The 18,255-nt window shown below is 43.8% G+C and carries 14 protein-coding genes and 1 tRNA gene; 2 read left to right on the top strand and 13 right to left on the bottom strand.

Translation table 11 applies throughout. The features are described from left to right. Positions 1 to 34: 34 nt before the first annotated feature. From FIB07_00960 to FIB07_00950, 3 genes are all read right to left on the bottom strand, one after another. Complete coding sequence (locus FIB07_00960; GenBank protein ID NJD51419.1) at positions 35 to 346, bottom strand: 30S ribosomal protein S10; 312 nt, start codon at positions 344 to 346, stop codon at positions 35 to 37. Between the two features lie 32 nt (positions 347 to 378). Next, positions 379 to 1,650 (bottom strand): translation elongation factor EF-1 subunit alpha, encoded by a 1,272-nt coding sequence (tuf, locus tag FIB07_00955; protein NJD51418.1) that lies wholly within the window; start codon positions 1,648 to 1,650, stop codon positions 379 to 381. Positions 1,651 to 1,721: 71 nt separating this feature from the next. After that, on the bottom strand, positions 1,722 to 3,911 hold the full coding sequence (locus tag FIB07_00950) for an elongation factor EF-2 (protein NJD51417.1): 2,190 nt from the start codon (positions 3,909 to 3,911) through the stop codon (positions 1,722 to 1,724). Positions 3,912 to 4,292: 381 nt separating this feature from the next. On the opposite strand from FIB07_00950, the gene FIB07_00945 reads away from it, so the two are divergent. Both FIB07_00945 and FIB07_00940 read left to right on the top strand, forming a co-directional pair. After that, positions 4,293 to 7,913, top strand: a complete 3,621-nt coding sequence (locus FIB07_00945) for a PAS domain S-box protein (protein NJD51416.1) — start codon at positions 4,293 to 4,295, stop codon at positions 7,911 to 7,913. 56 nt (positions 7,914 to 7,969) lie between these two features. After that, positions 7,970 to 8,737 (top strand): hypothetical protein, encoded by a 768-nt coding sequence (locus FIB07_00940; GenBank protein NJD51415.1) that lies wholly within the window; start codon positions 7,970 to 7,972, stop codon positions 8,735 to 8,737. 79 nt (positions 8,738 to 8,816) lie between these two features. On the opposite strand, the gene FIB07_00935 is transcribed toward FIB07_00940, so the two are convergent. The 10 genes from FIB07_00935 to FIB07_00890 all read right to left on the bottom strand — a co-directional run bounded on the left by FIB07_00935 (position 8,817) and on the right by FIB07_00890 (position 18,139). Next, positions 8,817 to 9,377 carry a 30S ribosomal protein S7 gene (locus FIB07_00935; protein NJD51414.1) on the bottom strand — a complete coding sequence of 187 codons (561 nt, stop codon included), beginning with the start codon at positions 9,375 to 9,377 and terminating at the stop codon, positions 8,817 to 8,819. A gap of 1 nt (position 9,378) precedes the next feature. Next, positions 9,379 to 9,807 (bottom strand): 30S ribosomal protein S12, encoded by a 429-nt coding sequence (locus FIB07_00930; protein ID NJD51413.1) that lies wholly within the window; start codon positions 9,805 to 9,807, stop codon positions 9,379 to 9,381. A 31-nt stretch (positions 9,808 to 9,838) separates the two neighbouring features. Next, entirely contained in the window at positions 9,839 to 10,270 is a 432-nt protein-coding gene (locus FIB07_00925; GenBank protein NJD51412.1) for a NusA-like transcription termination signal-binding factor, read from the bottom strand. After that, positions 10,267 to 10,557 carry a 50S ribosomal protein L30e gene (locus tag FIB07_00920; GenBank protein ID NJD51411.1) on the bottom strand — a complete coding sequence of 97 codons (291 nt, stop codon included), beginning with the start codon at positions 10,555 to 10,557 and terminating at the stop codon, positions 10,267 to 10,269. The genes FIB07_00925 and FIB07_00920 overlap by 4 nt, the downstream gene beginning before the upstream one ends. A 12-nt stretch (positions 10,558 to 10,569) precedes the next feature. Continuing rightward, a complete protein-coding gene (rpoA2, locus tag FIB07_00915) occupies positions 10,570 to 11,715 on the bottom strand; it encodes a DNA-directed RNA polymerase subunit A'' (protein NJD51410.1) in 1,146 nt (381 codons plus the stop codon). Further along, positions 11,712 to 14,342, bottom strand: a complete 2,631-nt coding sequence (locus FIB07_00910) for a DNA-directed RNA polymerase subunit A' (GenBank protein NJD51409.1) — start codon at positions 14,340 to 14,342, stop codon at positions 11,712 to 11,714. The genes rpoA2 and FIB07_00910 overlap by 4 nt, the downstream gene beginning before the upstream one ends. Positions 14,343 to 14,351: 9 nt before the next feature. Next, positions 14,352 to 16,166 (bottom strand): DNA-directed RNA polymerase subunit B, encoded by a 1,815-nt coding sequence (gene rpoB / locus FIB07_00905; GenBank protein ID NJD51408.1) that lies wholly within the window; start codon positions 16,164 to 16,166, stop codon positions 14,352 to 14,354. Beyond that, the gene (locus FIB07_00900; GenBank protein NJD51407.1) at positions 16,159 to 17,754 is read right to left on the bottom strand and encodes a DNA-directed RNA polymerase subunit B''; all 1,596 of its coding nucleotides are present in this window, start codon (positions 17,752 to 17,754) and stop codon (positions 16,159 to 16,161) included. The genes rpoB and FIB07_00900 overlap by 8 nt, the downstream gene beginning before the upstream one ends. A gap of 18 nt (positions 17,755 to 17,772) precedes the next feature. Then, the gene (locus FIB07_00895) at positions 17,773 to 17,979 is read right to left on the bottom strand and encodes a DNA-directed RNA polymerase subunit H (GenBank protein NJD51406.1); all 207 of its coding nucleotides are present in this window, start codon (positions 17,977 to 17,979) and stop codon (positions 17,773 to 17,775) included. A 71-nt stretch (positions 17,980 to 18,050) separates the two neighbouring features. Then, a tRNA-Lys gene (locus FIB07_00890) sits at positions 18,051 to 18,139 on the bottom strand. Positions 18,140 to 18,255 lie beyond the last annotated feature (116 nt).

The raw sequence follows: 18,255 nt of genomic DNA, 5'->3' as shown, positions 1-18,255 counted from the left end.
AAATAATATATTTAAAAGAGGACAGTTAAAAAAATTAACTCGTAAGAACGATCTCAATGCTGATATCTTTGGGAACCTGTATGCGCATTAACTGCCGCAGTGCCCTTTCGTCAGCATCAAGGTCGATAAGTCTCTTATGGACTCTCATTTCCCAGTGGTCCCATGTCGCACTTCCTTCGCCATCAGGGCTTTTCCTGCACGGCACTACTAATTTCTTGGTTGGGAGGGGAACCGGGCCGCAAATGCTTACTCCTGTCTTAACTGCTATATCTTTCACCTGTGAACATATTCCGTCAAGAGTAACAGGACTTGTCCCGGATAAACGTATTCTTGCTTTCTGTACCATAAATAACACCGTTTTGAGAAAAAGTGAGAATATTATATTCTCGCTTTAATGTCCTGTACCATTCCTGCGGCAATTGTCATTCCCATATCCCGGATCGCAAAGCGGCCGAGCTGCGGGATATCTTTTACCTTTTCGATACACAACGGTTTTGCAGGTTTGATTGTCACGATAGCTGCATCCCCGGCTTTTATGAAATCGGGATTTTCAGCTGCTGTCTGGCCGGTCTTTGGATCAAGTTTCTTTAATATTGCTGTGATCGTTCCTGCAACCTGTGCTGTATGGCAGTGCAGAACCGGGGTATAACCAATCGAAATTGCTGACGGATGCTGCAATACAACAATCTGCGCTGTGAATTCTTCAGCAACAGTCGGCGGTTTGGCAACAGGTCCGCAGACGTCTCCGCGCCTTATATCTTTCTTCTCAACACCCCTTACGTTCCATCCGATGTTATCTCCAGGAACCGCTTCTTTTATTTCCTGGTGATGCATTTCAATGGATTTGACTTCACCGACTGCTTTGGCCGGCATGAATATTATTTTATCTCCAGGTCTCATCACTCCGGTTTCAACCCTGCCCACCGGAACTGTTCCGATACCGGAAATTGTGTAAGCATCCTGGACCGGGATACGAAGTGGTAATGATGTGGGCTTCTCTGGCAGTTTCAACATATCAAGAGCTGCAAGTAGAGTCGGTCCTGTGTACCATTTAGTATTCTCACTCGGTTTTGCAAGGTTATCGCCCTTAAACGCTGATGTGGGGATAAAATTCAATTCATCCGGCTTATAACCCACCATTTTAAGAAGTGTGCTAACATCGGATTTTACCGCATCATATCGGGCTTTATCATAGTTGACTTCGTCCATTTTGTTGATGGCTATGATCAACTGGTTAATACCCAGGGTTCTTGAAAGGAATACGTGTTCTTTTGTCTGTGACTGGACGCCTTCTTTGCCTGCGACTACAAGAATTGCAGCATCAGCCTGTGAAGCGCCTGTGATCATGTTCTTTACGAAGTCCCTGTGACCGGGACAGTCCACGACTGTAAAATAATATTTTGCAGTATCAAATCGCTGGTGGGCAACGTCTATTGTGATACCCCTGTCCCTCTCTTCCTTAAGTGAGTCCATGACCCATGCAAAAACGAAGGATTCCTTACCTTTCGCTTTTGCTTCTTCTCTATATTTCTCTATAATATGCGGCGGTACAGCACCAGTTTCAAACATTAATCTTCCTACGAGAGTTGATTTTCCATGGTCGATATGCCCGATAACTGCTAAATTTAAATGTGGTTTCTCTGCCATAATATTTCTCCTTTATATTTATTGAAGATGTTTTGTCTTCGTATTGTTGTTTTTGTTTTTAAACCTTCCGTTCATCACGGACTTATGAAATCACTCGGTTTAGGCATTTCGAGTTTAAGTCCTTTCCTTTGCCTTATGCCCATCACTATCTCATTAAGCATGTTCCCGGGAATCGGTTCAAATCCGACAAATTCCGTACTCCACATGGCCCTGCCTTCAGTAGCCGAGCGGATATCCCCGGAGAATCCGAATAATTGTGCAACAGGTGCTTTGGATTCGATAATGGTCATGTCGCCTTCTGATTGCATATCCAGTATAGAGCCGCGTCGGCCCTGCATCTCACGCATAGCTCCTCCCATCTGGTCATGCGGGACATGGATGAACACTTTCTGGAAAGGTTCAAGAAGTGTGGCACCGGCCATCAGCATTGCCGCCTGGATTGCCTGTCTTGATGCAGGGATGACCTGCGCAGGTCCCCTGTGAACTGCATCTTCATGGAGTTTTGCATCCATTAATTTTACTTTAACGCCCATTACAGGTTCACGTGATAAAGGTCCGGCTTTCATGACCTCTTCAAATCCTTCAAGAATCAATTCCATTGTTTCATGCAGGTACTGGATGCCTTTGGTCATATCTATATACATATTTGTTTCATAAATATGGGCAATACTCTTGGCTTCGTCCTTACTCATTCCTGCTTTCATCAGTATGTCCCTGCGCTCCACTTCTCCCTGCCTCATTGAGATTTCATTGTTCTTGATAAGTTCAATTATGGCCGGGGACAGAGGTTCAACTTCAACATAGAACCTGTTATGCCGGTTCGGGGATTTCCCTTCAACGGGACCGGCATGGCCGGATATCGTTTCCCTGTATACGACAAGCGGTTTGGACGTAGTGATATCGACATGTTTGTCGCGCTTGATCCTGCCTGCAACTACCTCAAGATGAAGTTCACCCATCCCTGCAAGCAAATGCTCACCAGTTTCCTGGTTTATCATTACTTTGAGCGTCGGGTCTTCTTTTGCGACCTGTCTTAATACTTCAACAAGTTTTGGCAGGTCTTTCATATGTTTAGCTTCAACAGCCACAGTCATCACAGGTTCGCTGACATGCCTTATGCTCTCAAATGGGGTCATGCTTTTATCGCTTGATGCCGTAGACCCCACGATCGCATCAGTCAAACCTGTTACTGCTACGATATTTCCGGCAGGGATCTTCTCGCACTCAATTCGCTCAGGACCCATGAAAAGACCCACTGACTGAATCCTGTTCGCATTTGGCATTCCTGAAATGAAAACTTCCTTGCCCCTTTCAAGAGTACCTGAGAAAAGCCTTCCGCTTGCTACTTCACCTGCATGCGGGTCGGTGGTAATGTCTGTTATCATTAAAGCTATCTTACCGTTCCTGTCAACATTTATCATTGATTTCCCGATCTCGCTTTCCTTATCGCCATGCCATATTACTTTTATTCGTTCCTGCTGTGCTTTGATTGGGCTTGGAAGGAATTTTATGATCATATCATTCATTACTACATGGAGCGGACATTTTATAGCAAGTTCATTCTGCTTATCAGCCTGGCAAAATTCGATAATTTCCTTAAATCCGACACCGGTCTTTTTCATATAAGGAATGCTTATAGCCCAGTTATTTAAGGCTGATCCGAATGCAACTTTGCCGATTGCAGGGTCAAGCTTCAGTTTATCATATTCGTTGGGTTTCAGGCCTTTAACGATCTTGTTGACCTTATCAATAACAAGCCCCAGACGCATTTGCATATCAGCGGGTGTAAGCTTTATCTCATTGATCAACCGGTCAACCTTATTTATGAAAAGGATAGGTGTTACGTTTTCACGGAGCGCCTGGCGCAGCACTGTTTCAGTCTGCGGCATCGGACCTTCGACAGCATCAACAAGAACGACCGCCCCGTCCACTGCCCTCATGGCGCGGGTTACGTCGCCGCCAAAGTCAACGTGACCCGGTGTATCGATAAGGTTGATGAGATATTCCTGACCTTCAAACTGATGCACCATAGAAACAGTTGCAGAATCAATAGTAATTCCACGTCTTTGTTCTTCTTCATCAAAGTCCATGAATAATTGTTCGCCAGCCAGTTCTGATGAGATCATGCCTGCACCGGCAAGTAGATTATCTGAGAATGTTGTTTTTCCATGGTCTATATGTGCAACTGTACCGATGTTTCTGATAAACTCGGGTTTATCCATCAGTTCAGTGACATGTTCAACCATTTTCTTTCGTCTGCCCATTTGATTTACCTCTTATATTTAAAATTTTTAGTGCTCTATTATTCTATCCTATATAAACACTTTGAAAATCCAGAAACCACTTATGGAAACTACAAAATTATGGATACAATACTTCAGAATATCAGTACCAGCAGCCCAATACGAACCAGGTATTTCAGATCCGGGATAGTTAATACTTTCACATTGCTCCCACAGCAAAACTAAAGCTAAGAAGTACTGGTCAAGGCGAATTATAGGTTGATTTGTAATTCAAAACCGATTATAACTGAAAAAATACATATATAGTCATAAACAATTGAAAATAATTATCATAGGTATATTTAATTACCATAATAACCATTTTCCAAACGCACAGAGGGATATTTGCATCTGTGTTCCGCAATGATATTTCGTGGGTCATTAATGAATATTATAAAAAGCAAAAGTCAAATTCCCGGGTGGTCGATCCTTGTTCTTGCATTAGCAGTTGCATTGTTAGCTGCTGTTTCTATTGCTATGCTCCACCAGTATGCTAATGAAAGCCGCCAGGCCGAGTTGTTATTGTCTCGCCTTAAAGGGCAATCATACCATCTGGACTCTCTGGAATGGCAGTTCCGGCGGGAACCTGATTCGAAAGTTTTGGAAGAAGTACAGCAGGTCGAGAGTCAGATAGCGCAAACATTCAATGAATTAATGATGCTTGATCCGGGAGAAGAGAGGTTACAGCAGCTTCATAAAACACAGCTCGAATATGAAACCAGTATGGATGAAATGTTCAGGTTGATGGCAGCGGGGGATCTTGAAAAAGCAGACATTGTTGATAAAGAGCGGGTCGATCCGGGCTTCAATGTGCTCAGTGATATGATCACGAATACCAGCGCCGTCTATAGTGAAAGAGCTCGGCAAGCACAGAGGAAAGCTGATGCAGGTACTGCCCTGGTTGTAATTGCAACCGGGATGATGGTCGGATCCCTGATATTACGGTTCCAGAAGATGCAACTAAGGGCTAAACTGATAAATGTCAAGCAAAAAATGCTGCGCCAGAGCGAGGAACGCTACCGCACTATTATCGAAACTGCGCACGATCTCATCTGGACATTAAATAACGAGGGTAACTTCACTTTTGTTAACAGGAGGAGTGAGGAAACCAGTGGATACAAACTTTCTGAATTGATCGGTAAAAGTTTTGTCCCTCTGATTTTCCCGGAAGACTTACCAAAAATACAGGAAATATTCCTTAAAACTCTCCAGGGTAATCCACAAAGTTATGATGTAAGGGTCTATAACAAAGATGGCAGGATATTCATACTTTCGGTTAATACTGTCCCTTTATATGAAAATGATAAGATTATCGGAACTGTTAGCTTCGGAAGGGATATCACTGAGCATAAGCGGGTTGAGGAAGCATTACAACAATCTGAGGAAAAATATCGCACGTTAATTGATAATATCCAGGACGGCGTCTTTATTATCCAGGATGCAAAAATTCAATTTGCAAATGAGTCGTTTGCCAGGATAGCCGGGTACACTGTGGATGAAGTTATCGGAAAGGATTTCCTGGAACTTATTGCGCCGGAAGATTTAAAAATGGTCACAGATCGCTACTATCGAATGCAGGAAAGACAGTACCTACCCAAAGAATACGAATTCCGTGTGCTGCATAAAGATGGAGTAAACAGGATACTGGTCAATGCAAATGTTGGAATTATTACTTTCCACAGCAGGGTGGCACTTGTGGGGACTGTGAAAGATATAACCGAACGCAGGCGGGCTGAGGAGAAGTTACGGTTATTTCGCAATCTTATTGACCAGTCAAACGACGCTATATTTGTTGGTGACCCTGAAACCGGTCGTATCCTGGATGTCAATGGTAAAGCATGCAGCAGCCTGGGATATAAACGTGAGGAACTCCTTAACATGCATGTTTTTGACTTTGAAACCGTCCTGCCGGATCATTTTTCCTGGAAAGAACATGTGCAAGAAGTTAAGAAAAAAGGATATTTGATTTTTGAAGGCTGGCAGAGGCGTAAAGACGGCGCGATATTGCCTGTAGAGGTAAATATCAGTTATGTTTCTCTTGAAAAAAATAATTACATGTTGACTGCGGCCCGCGATATTACTGAGCGCAAGCGTATGGAAAATGCGCTAAAAGAGTCAGAGAACACATACAGGACTGTATTCGAGACTACCGGAACCGCAATGGGGATTATCGAAGAGGATACTAAAATATCCCTGGTAAATGAAGAGTTTGAAAAACTCACAGGTTATCCCCGAGAGGAAGTGGAAGGTAAAAAAAGCTGGACAGAATTTGTTGTAAAAGAAGACCTGGAAAGAATGATAAAGTACCACCGTGAAAGGAGAGTTGACCCGAAGCTGGCTCCGGATAAATACGAGTTCCGGGCAATTGACAGGAACGGCAATATCAGGGATATTTTCCTGAACATCGCTATGATACCGGGAACAAAAAAGAGTATATTGTCTCTTCTGGATATCACCGAGCGCAAGCGATCCGAAGAGCAAATACAGGAGCAGGCTGCTCTTCTTGATAAAGCACAGGATGCTATTTTAGTCCGGAATTTAGAAGACCGCATCACTTACTGGAATAAAAGCGCACAACGCCTGTACGGCTGGACCACAGAGGAAGCTATAGGCAAAAATGCCAGCGAGATTCTGCATAAAGATATAGAAGATTCACCCCGCCATATCGAAGCCCGAAAGAGCGTAGTTGAGAAAGGTGAGTGGAGCGGTGAGTTGTACAATATAACAAAAGATGGCAGGGAAATCATTGTCGAAAGCCGCTGGACCCTGATGCATGATAACAAGGGAAAACCAAAATCAATACTTATCATAAATACGGATATAACCGGGAAAAAGAAGCTTGAAGAACAGTTCCTGCGGGCCCAGCGCATGGAGAGCATAGGCACGCTTGCAGGTGGCATAGCTCACGACATCAACAATGTCCTGACGCCGATAATGCTGTCATTGGAACTGTTAAAGGAAAAATTCACGGATAATGAAAGCCAGCGATTGATTGATATTCTTGGCCGGGGCGCCAGGCGCGGAGCTAATTTGATAAAGCAGGTCCAGTCATTTGCTCGAGGCTCAGAGGGTGAACGCATACCTCTTCAAACAGCGCATCTTATATCAGAAATAAAGCAGATAGCAAAAGAGACATTCCCGAGATCCATTGTGATCACGACCGATATACGGAAAGATCTCTGGACAATCTCCGGGGATGCAACACAACTACACCAGGTTCTGATGAACCTGTGCGTGAACGCCCGCGATGCTATGCCTGACGGCGGTATGCTGAGTATATCTGCCGGGAATATTTTCATTGATGAGAACTTCACTCGTATTAATATTGAAGCCAGGGTCGGTCGTTATATCGTAATTGCTGTCACAGATACCGGAACCGGCATTCCTCCTAAAATAATGGACAGGATGTTCGAACCGTTTTTCACAACAAAAGAGCATGGGAAAGGCACAGGTCTTGGTCTTTCCACTGCTCTTGGAATTGTGAAAAGCCACGGCGGGTTTATAAATGTATATAGTGAAGCTGGAAAAGGAACGACATTCAAGGTTTATCTGCCTGCAATTATGACGATTGAAACACAAAAAACACAGGAGCCGACGGGTGAACGTGTAACAGGGCATGGAGAATTAATTCTTGTTGTTGATGATGAAGAACAGATTCGTGAGATCACCGGTTCAACACTAAAAACAAATGGATACAAAGTGCTCACAGCCAATAACGGGCTGGAGGCAATAGCTTTGTACAAGCAAAACAGGGAAGAAATCAAACTTGTCCTTATGGATATGATGATGCCTGTCATGGACGGGCTGACAGGCGTTCAAGAGTTGCGTAAAATCAATCCGCAGCTAAAGATTATTATAGCAAGCGGATTAACGGACAAAGACAAATTAACAAAAGCTGCAAGCACGATGAACGCTTTTTTAACCAAGCCTTACACGGTTGAGAAATTATTGATAACCATACATGAGATTCTAAGCGCAGAATAAACATAGCAATAAGTATTAATATCCCATATAACAATAATTTATTTGGAGTGTGTTGTATGGTAGTTGTTGAATCTTTCAGTGCTGCTATTGGCAGCATAATGGCATTTCTGCCAACTTTAGTTGCTGCAATAATTATACTGATTATTGCATGGATAATAGGAAGAGCAGTCGGTAAGCTAGCAAGCGCCGGATTGGATAAAGTCGGCGTTGATGATGCATTGAGAAAAACGGCTATTGGAAAATCCATTGAATCATCAGGAACTTCATTACCTCATGTATTTGACTTGATAATAAGATGGTTCATATATATTATCGGAATTATGGCTGCCGTAGATGTTCTGAGAATCCCGATGCTAACATCTTTCGCTCAAAGCGTGGTGCTCTACATCCCGAATCTCCTGGCAGCCCTGGTAGTAATGATAATTGGCTTCATATTCGCTGACCTGGTCGGCGATTTAATCAAAACAACAGGAACCTCTTCAGATATTCCTTATATAGGCATTTTCTCGACAGCAATAAAGATATTCCTGTACTTTATAGTAATAATCGTGGCACTTGATCAGTTGAGGATTAACACAAGCATTATTTACGTATTCGCAACTGCTCTGGCATGGGGAATTGCATTAGGCGCCGGCGTAGGTCTTGGAATTGCCCTTGGTTTCGGCTTGAAGGATAAAATGCCATCGTTGCTGCAAAGCGTAACAGGAGAAGAAACGAAAAAAAGGTTAAAGAAGATGGAAGAAGGTCATTCATCATCAGAACCTCTTCCCCAGGTTGTCAAGAAACCTGGAGAAACTTTCGGGAAACCCGGAGAAACCGCCTGATTAGTGGTGTAGGTATCAGTTACCTGTTATTATGTCAGGTAACTATGCCCATTTTTTGGTAACAACCGTAGTTATGCGATTATCTTGCCGCTTTTGCGACCCGTTCAATATTATCTTTCTTGCCCATGGCATATCCTTTTACGTCATGGTTGGCTGCAGCGATTATTTCGTCTGCAAGCGCATTTGCAAGTGATTTCTTTGTGCCGAATGATGCCTGCTGTGCGCCTTCGGCGATGAGGCGAAGTGCGGTATCCACGCGGCGCTGTGGGGCAGTATCAACAGATTTCGGAACAGCAATACCACCGTACTGTAACCTGACGGTTTCCTCTCTCGGACCTGCATTTGTAATAGCATTTGCAAGAACCTGTATCGGGTTCTGGCCGGTTTTCTTGTTGACTGTTTCAAATGCTTCCATCATTATCGTGGTAACAGTTATCTTGGCGCCCGTATTATGCTCTTCACGCATGACTTTATTTATGAGCCTCTCCACAATGTTCAGGTTCGTCTTTGCGAACTGCTTTTTTGAATTCTTGCCACCCGAATGCGGAACAACTGTAGGTGTAAGATTAATGTAACTCTTGACACTCGGGTCTTTGACCTCAACTTCCGTAAAATCCCATTTTCCGAATAATTTTTGCATATTATCTCACCGGTTTTGCCTTTTTGCCAAGAACCATCTGTCTTAGATCAACATTATTTACAGATATTACTTTCCAGCGAACTCCGGGAATATCTCCCATGGCGCCCCCCATTTTTCCGCCGATCCGTTCAACGACCACTTCATCATGTTCGTCTATGAAATTAATAGCCCCATCCTGGGGACAGAAAGCTGTTATCTGTTTGCCGTTCTTGATAAGCTGGAGCCTGATACATTTCCTGATCCCTGAGTTTGGCTGTTTTGCCTCGATACCGACTTTCTCAAGAGCAATACCCCTTGCCTGCGGGGAGCCTCCGAGCGGGTCAGCCTTTACATCCAAATTAAGGGCTCGTCTTGCGAAATCTCCATCGCTCCATCTATTACTTTTGTCGACGCTCTCTAATTTACGAGCCGCGTATAATCCTTTTCCCATGTAGTTTTTTTCCTCCAATATATAATTTTAATCACTGAATTATTACGTCGTTTATATTATGATGCCTTAAGGAGAGCTTTTTTACTTTTTCAATATTTTTGCCGTCTCTCCCGATGGCAAGCCCCTTCTCTTTAGTTGGAACTTCTACATAAGCTATACGCTTGCCATCATTAATTTTAATATTAATATTTTTTAGAATTATTGGATGAAATGCATTTTTAATGAACAATACAGGATCATCAGAATGTTCGATTATTTCTACCGATTTACCAATAGCCTTTTTCACGTTGTTGATGTGTTCCCCGCCTTTTCCTATAGCAAGCCCCATATCGCCGTTCCTGACCACAAAAAGAAGCCTGTTGTTCTCGGTATCCTCATAGCAATCTCTTGCCTGCGCCCCGGTGATTTTTTCAAATAACGCAATATACCTTATTCCATCCATGCTTAACTTAACTTCACTCATTCATTCTCCTTTAAAGAGAGTATTCCGGAATCACCTGGCTCCAGAACCGCAAAAGCTGTAATTGAGAACGGCTTTCCACATGCAATCCCAAGATCAATCCCGTTTCCGGGATAATTTATTGCGGGTACCCCTTTTAATTCATTTCTTGTTTTTTCAAGACAATTCGATGATAAAACAACACTCTGCGCCTTTCCATTTTTTACAGCATCAATGGTCTGCCGTGTGCCTATAACAACTTTTCCTGTTGATAAAACGCTTCTGAATACTTTATTTAAATCAGTTTCCATAACTTTTCTCCATTATTTAGATTTTCGTGCAATTAATTTAACATTTCCGGTACCCAATCTTATGGGTTGTCCGACTATTACGTTTTCGGTGACGCCTCTTAGCTCATCAACATCACCCCTCATTCCGGAATCCAGCAGGTGGTTGACAGTTACTTCAAACGCAGCCCTTGCGAGCACACTGGCCTTTTCACCGGAAATACCATGCCTGCCTATGGGTTTTACATCCCCGTCGACAGTCATAATATCTGACACAAGCATTATATGCCTGACATCTACATTAAGACCCTGTTCTTTAAGGGTGTCTGTGGCCTCATTGATCAATGCCTGCCTTGCAGCCTCGATCCCCATTACTTCAAAGATCTCATTTACATTATTTGTCCTTGTCCGGGTTGCATCAACACCCTCAATTGCCAGGACTTCTTTAAGCACGGAACCTTCGGTGTATAATACATATTCACCAGTATCTTCTTTCCTGATAACGACCCTTTTTATACCCTTAATACCTTTCAAAATTACCGAGTTCAAACTTTTTACAAGCTGCAAAAGTTCCCTGTATGAAGGCTTACCGGGCTCCAATACAAGCGTATCCCCTTTTATTTCGCACGATACTCCGAGTTCCTCTTCGATCCTGTCTGCAATTTCCTTCGAGGTCATGTTCCTCTGGACCAGGGCTTTTTTGTTCAGTTCGATCAGTACCTTCATTTCCGTAATATCGGTGGATATGCTGCCCAGGACATTTATATAAGTGGCCTCTATTTTCCAGGCAAGTTCACGTGCCTTATCCCTGTCATGAGAATAATTCTTTTCAAGAAAAATGGTCATCATCGGAGTGCTGGGATTCTTCCTTGCATCCACTATTTCAATCAGGCGGGGCAGACCGAGCGTAACGTTAATTTCGGCCACACCTGCGTAGTGGAATGTTCTCATTGTCATCTGCGTACCAGGTTCTCCGATTGATTGTGCAGAAACCACACCGGCTGCTTCACCAGCTTCAATTCTGGCATTATCATATCCGGCATGAAGGCGTTTTACGATCTCTTCCATCTGTTTCTTTGTAACCTTGCGTTCTTTCAGTTCCCTGTTAAGGTTATCAATTACATTCTGGGGCAACTTGAGATCGAAGATTAATTCATCAATGTTTTTTTGAGTTGCGCTCATTCCTTCACTCCTGTTACTGAATCAATTATCCGCTTTATTGCGTCGGTTTTACTGAAATCACTGTTCATTGGATTGATACCATCTTCTCCGAATTTGAACTGGATGATCATGTTCCTTGTATCCCTTACCGTGCCATCATACTGTACTTCAAGATCCTGGAGTGCATTCACAAGCCTGCGCTGCAAGTACCCGGACTGTGATGTTCTTACGGCTGTATCCACAAGACCCTCTCTTCCTCCTATGGCATGGAAGAAATATTCAGTGGGAGATAATCCACCCTTATAACTTGCTTTTACAAATCCGTGTGCTTGCGCTCCCAGATCACCTTTATCAAAGTGGGATAATGTCCGTCCTGCATATCCTCTCTGGATCCTCTCACCTCTGACAGCCTGCTGTCCCACGCATGCCGCCATCTGTGTAAGGTTAAGCATCGATCCCCTGGCGCCCGATTTTGCCATTATCACCGCAGAATTATCCATTCCAAGATGTCTTCCCGCAATTTCACCGGTAGCATCTCTTGCCTTGCTTAATTCTTTCATTATTTCCATTTCAAGCGTTTCCCGGATGGTTCGCCCTGGCAGTTGTTCAAGCTCGCCGGCTTCGTAAGCCTGGATTAATTTTTCCACCTTATCAGTAGCAGAGTTCAAGGTCTCATTTATCTGGTTTTGCGCTTCCGGAGGTACATATTCGTCGTTTATCCCGAAACTGAACCCGTTTCGCATAATGCCCCTGATAGAAAGACGGGTGGCATCATCAATAAACTTACAGGCCGTCGCAGTATTGAACTCTTTTATTAATTTGTCAATGATCACACTTTTAAAAGCGCCTACTGCTTTTTCATCAATTGTACCTTTTTCCAGCACACCATCTTTTATCACTACATAAGCGTCATTTTCACAGTCAACACCTTTGCAGTTATCGCATTGTTCACATATTTCAGCCTTGAATTGCAGGTCAAGACCTTTTGGAAGTATCTGGCTGAAAATCTGTTTTCCGCTCCAGTATGGTTCCCCATCTTCTTTTCCTGCAGGTTCCGGCAATTCCCATATCTCGGATTTTGCAAGGAGCTCCAGTGCATCATCTTTATTAATTTTATCTTTACTATTTGTAAGTAAGAAAAGACCTGAAATGTGGTCGTGGATACCGCCAATAATAGGACCGCCGAATCTCGGTGAGATGATATTCTCCTTGATGTTCATCAGTATTTTTGCTTCCGCACGCGCGTCTTCTGTTTGCGGTACGTGCATATTCATTTCATCACCGTCAAAGTCAGCGTTATATGGCGGGCATACGGCTGGATTTAACCTGAAAGTCTTATGCGGCAATACTTTTACTTCATGAGACATTATACTCATCCTGTGAAGTGAGGGCTGCCTGTTGAATAAAACCACGTCGCCGTCTTTCATCTGCCTGTCAACTTTCCACCCCAGTTCAATGAGATCTGCAAGTTCAGCGCCATTCTTATCAGTGATCCTTAACCTTCTTCCATCCGCCCTGACGATATAATTGGCGCCAGGATGGTTATCCGGGCCGCGCCTGACATATTCCTTTACTTCATTAATATTTCTTGGTGTTACATACAATGTTATAGTGAGTTCCTTTGCAATTGCAAGCGGAACTCCTACTTCATGCATTCCAAGATTAGGATCAGGCGATATCACTGTTCTTGCAGAGAAATTAACACGTTTACCAGATAAGCTTCCCCTGAACCTTCCTTCTTTACCTTTTAATCTCTGGGATAAGGTTTTAAGCGGCCTGCCTGACCTGTGGCGGGCAGGGGGCACTCCTGAAACTGCATTATCGATAAATGTGGTTATATGATACTGTAATAATTCCCATAGATCCTCAATAATCAATTGTGGTGCTCCAGCTTCCCGGTTTTCCTGGAATCTCTGGTTAATGCGGATTATATCTACAAGTTTGTGCGTAAGGTCATCTTCACTTCGCTGCCCTGATTCAAGAGTTATTGACGGCCTCATCGTAACAGGAGGAACTGCAAGTACTGTCAGGATTATCCATTCAGGACGTGCGTTCCTGGAATCCATGCCGATCACTTCAATATCCTCGTCAGTCATCTTTTCAAGACGTGAACGAATGTCCGTTGGCATCAGCTTATGGCCGTCTTCCACGAATGTTGTGGGTTTTTCGAATTTGATCTCTTTTTGCTCTTCATTGCAATACTGGCACTTTCCGGCTTTACGCGCTTCCTTGAAAACGTCATTTACAACATCTTCTATGGATTGTCCCATTTTCTTAAGGGTGCGTATCTTTTCTACGGTTTCCTTTTTCTGGTTGGGATCAAGAAGCAGCGCTCCGCAATTCCTGCATGTCGCTCTTAATATTTTGCGTATCAGCTTGGCAAAACCCACATGCATCACAGGCGCTACAAGTTCAATATGCCCGAAATGACCCGGACATTCTCCTGCCCTTCCGCCGCATGTCTTGCATCTAAGACCGGGGTCTATTACACCAAGCCTTGTATCCATTAATCCCATTTCAATGGGAAAACCGTCATCATCATATGTATCAGCAGTTATGATTCTTGTTACACTCATTTTCCTGAATTCTTTAGGTGAAATAAGTCCGAATTTGATCTGCTTTATTCTTTTGGGGGTTGCAACTACCATAATATTCACCTACACAGCATCTTCCAATTCAAGCCTCGGCGCTACGCCAAGAGAAATTATTTCATCAAGGAGCAATTTAAAGGCATAGCTCATCTCAACAGGGTGTATATCAGTTTCTGCGCCGCAATCATGGCAGATAGTAGTATTCCTTCGTTTATCAAGTGTGGCTATCATGCCGCAGTTAGAACATACATATTCCATGACCCTGTCTGATTCGTCAAGCAATCGTTCCTTGAGGGCCATTGCAGCACCATGCCCGATCAGAACATCCCGTTCCATTTCTCCAAACCTCAAGCCTCCCTCTCTTGCCCTGCCTTCTGTTGGCTGCCTGGTCAATACCTGTACAGGCCCGCGTGACCTTGCATGCATTTTTGAAGATACCATATGATATAGTTTCTGGTACAGGATTACCCCGACAAAAACATCAGCCTGTATCTTGTTACCTGTTATGCCGTCATAAAAAACTTCTTTACCTGTGTTTGAAAATCCGTTTTCCGAAAGTGAGGACGTTAAATTCTCTTCGGATTCACCGGAGAAAGCAGTACCGTCGATCCTGCGCCCGTCAAGTGCGCCCACTTTACCTCCGATCATCTCAAGAACGTGTCCTACGGTCATTCTTGAAGGGATAGCATGCGGGTTAATTATAAGGTCAGGAACCATACCGTTCTCGGTAAATGGCATATCCTCATAAGGTACTATAAGGCCAATTACCCCTTTCTGGCCATGCCGTGAGGCGAATTTATCCCCTATCTCAGGTATCCTGTAATCCCGTGTCCTTACTTTTGCAAGCCTTGAACCGTTTTCAGATTCCGTAAGTATTACGGTATCTACAATACCCTTTTCATTTGAACGCATAGTCACTGAACTCTCCCTGCGCTGTACAGGGCTCAAACCTAATTCTGTTGGCTCTTCCAGGAACCTTGGCGGGCTTGTTTTCCCGATCAGGACATCATTTGGCCCGACCGGGATTTCAGGATTAACAAGACCGTCGCTATCCAGTTGATTATAAACTTCCGCAGTCCTGGCACCCCTTACTTCCGTATCAGGTATCTCGAATTTATCTTCCTGGCCGCCGGGATATTTTCTTTCTTCTCCTTCGTTCGTCCTGAAGAAATGACTTCTTCCAAGACCGCGTTCGATCGCACCTTTATTTATAACAAGGGCATCTTCAATGTTATATCCTTCATAAGATAATACCGCTACAACGAAATTCTGACCCGCGGGGCGTGTGTCAAAACCGATCGCTTCTGCAGTCTGTGTCGAAGTAAGCGCTTTCTGGGGATAATGCAATACGTGGGCTCTTGTATCAGGCCTTAATTTCATGTTCGGGGTTGACATACCAAGACACTGTTTGACCATGCCTGCGCCCATTGTGTTCCTTGGCGATGCGTTGTGTTCCGGGAAAGGAACCATGCCGGTACATATCCCCAGGATCAAAGACGGGTCCATCTCAAGATGGGTGTGCTTGGGGTTCAAATTCTTTTCATCGATCGCTATGAACGCATTTTCTTCTTCTTCAGCATCCAGGTACTCGATCAGACCTGCGTCCACAAGACTGTCAAAGGTAATCTCCTTCTTTTTCAGGCGTTCAATGTGTTCCGGTGTTACAAGCGGTTTGCCAGCTTCAACAATTATTGCAGGGCGTCTTGCCCTGCCCTGGTCCGAGTTGATGATTATCTCATTCGTATCCTCATAGAATATGATATTCACCTGTTTTTTGATCTCACCTATTCTTCGTTTTTTTCTCAAATCACGGACGAGTTCTTTTGGATTTGCAATAGTACCAATAAGTTCACCGTTTAAAAAAACTCTTGACTTACTCAAATGATTCAGCCTCCTCTTCGGGCATGTTTGTTTTTATTTCTTCAGCTTCCTCAAGCGCTTCTAATTCCGTGGCATATGTTGTGGGAACTTCTTCCATTCCAAGAAGCTGTGGTATGATCGGCGCAGTACCCATGTCCAGGAGCATTTTCTTAAGCTGTACTTCATTACCCGCAGCTGTTGATATCTCCACAAGCTGCGCGAAATTTTTCACCAGTCCGCAGTTAGGGCCCTCAGGTGTTTCAGAAGGGCATATTCTTCCCCACTGGGTGGGATGCAGATCCCTTGCTTCAAAATGCGGCTGTGCCCTTGATAAAGGTGAAATGACCCTTCTTAAATGGGACAAGGTCGCAATATAATCAGTCCTGTCAAGCAATTGTGACACTCCTGTCCTGCCCCCTACCCAGTTACCTGTAGCCAGGGCATGAACAAGCCGTTCGGTTAAAACATCTGACCTGACAATTGTCGTGACATTCAAATCCCTGTTCCTCATGCTTGCTCTTTCAAGCTGGTACTTGATATCACGTGTGAGCCTGTTGAAAGATACCCTGAACAGGTCTTCGATCAATTCGCCGGACAGTTTCAGCCTCTTATTTGCATAATGGTCTTTGTCGTCGCTGCCTCTTTTGCCAAGCGCCAGTTCAAAACATGCCTGGGCCATCCTGCCGATAAACTGTGCTTTTACGATCCTGTGGATTTCATCATTCCCCAGGTGGGGTAATAAATACCGGTCAATAACGTAATTCGCCCTTTTGACCTGGTAATCCCTTGACTGGCCTGAAGCCACCCTTAACCCGATTTTTTCCATTGCTTCGACCTTGTTGGCAGCTTCAGCTTCTTCAAGGTTCTCAAGCATGAATTTGATGATCTCAGGGTCATCGGACACAGTATTGACAATGTCCTGGTCGGTCTCGATTCCAAGAGCCCTCATAAGAGTGACGAAATTGATCCTTCCTGATATGGATGGGAATGAAACTTCAAGGATAGATTTTTTGTTCCTCTCAACAACAACAAGGGCGCGATAACCCCTGCGCTGCGAGAATACTTTGGCAACTTCAATATTCTCGCCATAGCGTTCTTCCATTTCCACAAGGATCTTATTCGGGGCAAGATCTTCAAGTGTAGTTATAACGCGTTCCGTTCCGTTCACAATGAAATATCCCCCTGGATCCTGCGGGTCTTCTCCCAGTTCGATCATCTCTTTCTGGGACAATCCTATAAGATTGCACGCTTTTGACCAGATCATTATCGGAAGTAAGCCGATCTCTGCTTCTTTTTCTTCCTTTTCTCCCTCAGGCGTGACGATAGCCATACTCAGGAAAAGCGGTGCAGCGTAAGTAATATTCCGAAGCCGTGCTTCAGTGGGATGGAGTTTATCAACAGCACCATCCGCTTCCCTCACAACAGGGAAACCAACTCTTATCTTTTTGAGTTTGACGTATGTTCCCTCAATTTCAGTTTCAATTATTCTCTGCTCTTCAATGACTTTCTGAAGACCATGGTCCAGGAAATCATTAAAAGAATCTACATGATGTCTAACAATTTTGTCACTTGTAAAATACACTTTTGATAGTACCCTTCTGTCCAACATGTTACCTCTATTTACAGCTCACGCGATTACCATGCGATAATAATAAGCTATACCTGCCGTTTTGCTTTCCCGGGTGATCCGTACCACGTCTCCAATTTTTGCTTTTGATGCTACTACGGTAGGATCTATTATTCGGATTTTAGGCAATTGCTCTTTTTCTATTTTGAATTCGGTTAATACTTTTTCAACTTCATCTTCACTTAATATTTCGTGATTCGGTACCATTCTATGTTTTAGGGGATTGAATTCCCTGCCGGTATTCTCTTTCTCTTTCACACAATTACCTCCCGGGCAGACGGGCTCGGAGGGATTTGAACCCTCGACCATCGGGTTTCTTCTCATTTGAATAAAAGCCCGGTGCTCTGCCTGACTGAGCTACGAGCCCAACCGTATCATCCACGAATCTTAAATAAACTCTACCAATCACGGATGAAAAATATTCCTCAATAAATGGCAATTCTCTTAGAACCTCGCAGACGTGCGCCCCTTATACGGTACTAT

The sequence above is a fragment of the Candidatus Methanoperedens sp. genome (genome assembly GCA_012026795.1).
GTDB lineage: Archaea > Halobacteriota > Methanosarcinia > Methanosarcinales > Methanoperedenaceae > Methanoperedens.
Note: the sequence above shows the minus strand (reverse complement) of the source record. Positions and strands in the feature narration are given on the sequence as shown.